Raw genomic sequence first — 2,818 nt, 5'->3', positions numbered from 1 at the left:
CACCCTGGGGCGGCGACTATTTCCCCAACACCCTGCTGACCGACCAGGACGGTCAGCAGGTGCGTTTTTTCGATGATTTGATCAAGGACAAGGTGGTGGTGATCAACTTCATCTTCACCACATGCAGCGACTCCTGCCCACTGGAAACCGCGCGCCTGCGTCAGGTGCAAAAGCTGCTCGGCGACCGGGTTGGCCAGGACATCTTCTTCTATTCCATCAGCATCGACCCGTTGAGCGACACGCCCGAAGTGCTCAAGGCCTATGCGCAACGCTTCCAGGTCGGGCCAGGCTGGAAATTCCTCACCGGGGAGTTTGCCGACGTCACTGACCTGCGCAAAAAACTCGGGCTGTTCATAGAAGGCGTCGACAACGGCCGCAACAAGGACCACAACCTGAGCCTGATCGTCGGCAACCAGACCACTGGTCGCTGGATGAAAGCCTCACCGTTCGAGAACCCGTGGATTCTCGCCGATCAGTTGGCCAACACCTTGCAGAACTGGAAAAAAGCCAGCACGGGAGAAAGCTACGCCAACGCTCCGGAAATTCGCCCGCCAAGCAATGGCGAAGAACTGTTTCGCACCCGCTGCGCGTCGTGCCACAGCCTCGGCCCGATGGACGGGCAGGGCATCGGCATGCGCAGCATCGGCCCGGACCTGATCGGCGTGACCCGCCAACGTGACCCGGCCTGGCTCAACCGCTGGATTCGTGAGCCGGACAAGATGCTGAAAGAGAAAGACCCGATTGCCGTGGAGCTGTTTGAGCGTTACGACAAGATCCCGATGCCCAACCTGCGTCTGGATGAGAAGTCCGCGCAATCGATCATAGAGTTTTTGCAGGAAGAAACTGACCGCCAGAAACCGTTGCAAGCGGTGCAGGCGCAATAGCGGCTAAATAATATCATTGGGTCAGAGACAGGCGGGTTCAATGCCTCCTACACTGCTCGGTGACATGGTTGAACAGGCTTGAAGCGAGTATTCAGGACAACCCTATGCCGATACTGGAGCAACAAAAAGAATTGGCGCCAGCCACGCCGGTAGAAGAAGAAAAAAGCCATAACCGGCTGAAGCAGTTCAATCTGCTGCGCTGGTTTTCCGTGGGCAGCTTCTTGATCATCGCCGCCGTCGCGTCGGGGCTTGGCTATATTTCCACGCGCTTCGTCGTCACCGAGAGCATCGAGCGTGACTCCATCCTGACCGCACAATTCATTCAGGCCATTGGTGAAGCCGAAAATCGTCATGCCTCGATCACCTCGAACAGAACCATGGGCGAAATGCTCGACCCGCGCCTGGACAACGCCTATCCCGACGTGTCCCCGGGAACCCGCGCGTCTGCGCGCGCTGAATTTATCGATCATGTGGAACATCTGCCGGACATTTTGTTGGCCAGCGTGTACGCGCTTGATCGTACCGTGGTGTGGTCGACGAACCCGGAGCTGATCGGCGAGCGCATTGAAGGCGACACTGAGCTGGACGAATCGTTTGAAATGAAGGAGGCGGTGTCCACCAGCTATCACGAGGTCGACGATGAGCGTCCCGAACAGAGACTGCTGCGCGAGCCGGAATACCTGTTCGTCGAGAACTACATCCCGATGTTCAATGCGGACAAAAGCAAAGTGGTCGCCATGGTCGAGATCTACAAGGAGCCGCGGGACCTGGTGGAGCGCATCCAGCGCGGTTTCAGGGCCATCTGGCTGGCGACGGTGTTCGGCGGCCTGATCATTTACCTGGGGTTGTTCTGGATTGTGCGTCAGGCCTCGATGTTGCTGAAGAGCCAGCAAAAAGAATTGGTGACCAATGAAACCTTCGTCGCGCTGGGGGAAATGTCCTCGGCGGTCGCGCACAGTTTGCGCAATCCGCTGGCCACTATTCGCTCCAGCGCCGAGATGGCCCAGGACGTCGCCAGCCAGAGTGCGCAGAAGAATATCGGCGACATCATCAGTCAGGTCGATCGCATGTCACGCTGGGTTCGGGAGTTACTGGTGTCGTTGCGCCCCATGAATGACGACTACGAAACAGTCGATCTGGTGCTGGCCATCGATGACACCCTGAGTGCTTTCGAGGCGCTGATCAAACGTTCGAACGTGGAAGTGCACTTCACGCCTAAAACCTGCCCACCGATCGTCAGCCAACAGGTGCTGCTGACGCAAATACTCAATAGCCTGTTTGCCAACGCCCTGGAAGCGATGCCCAAGGGCGGCCACCTGACAATTGATATCGAACAGCCAAGCGCCGGTCATGTGCGCATGATTCTCACTGACACCGGCAAAGGCATGACCAGGCAGCAGCAACAGATGGTCTTCAAGCCGTTTTTCACCACCAAACAAGGCGGGTTAGGCGTAGGCCTGGCCCTGGTCAAACGAATAATGGAGCGTTTCGAAGGCTCGGTCGAACTGACCAGCCAAGAGCAGGAAGGAACCCGCGTCTGTCTCAATTTTAGAGTGGCAACGGGAGRGGAATATGGAGCGCAGCATATTGCTGGTCGAGGATGATGAAATCCTCGCCGAGAATATACAGACCTACCTTGAACGCAAAGACTTCGAGGTGACGGTTTGCCACTCTGCTGAAGATGCACTGGTGAAATTAAGTACGTTCGCCCCCGACGTGGTGCTGACCGACAATTCGTTACCAGGCATGAGTGGTCACGATCTGATCCAGAAGCTGCGCGTCAGCGCGCCGGACCTGAAAGTGATCATGATGACCGGCTATGGCAATGTCGAAGATGCCGTGGTGGCGATGAAAGAGGGCGCGTTTCACTACGTCACTAAACCGGTGGCGTTGCCCGAGCTCAAGCTGTTGCTGGACAAGGCGCTGGCGACTGA

The 2,818-nt window shown here is 57.1% G+C and carries 3 protein-coding genes; all 3 read left to right on the top strand.

Annotated features, from left to right (window positions below; translation table 11 throughout):
* A partial coding sequence (locus AC1DSG_RS29910) for an SCO family protein (RefSeq protein ID WP_477794092.1) occupies positions 1-884 on the top strand: 884 nt, incomplete at its 5' end.
* A gap of 104 nt (positions 885-988) precedes the next feature.
* Positions 989-2,488: a sensor histidine kinase gene (locus tag AC1DSG_RS29905; RefSeq protein WP_477794093.1), complete on the top strand. Its 1,500-nt coding sequence runs from the start codon at positions 989-991 to the stop codon at positions 2,486-2,488.
* The coding region (locus AC1DSG_RS29900) for a response regulator (protein WP_477794091.1) at positions 2,457-2,818 on the top strand (362 nt) is incomplete at its 3' end. The genes AC1DSG_RS29905 and AC1DSG_RS29900, both read left to right, overlap by 32 nt.

Source organism: Pseudomonas sp. P5_A12 (assembly GCF_056400685.1).
The sequence above is the reverse complement of the archived record's forward strand: the minus strand, read 5'-3'. Positions and strand labels throughout refer to the sequence as shown.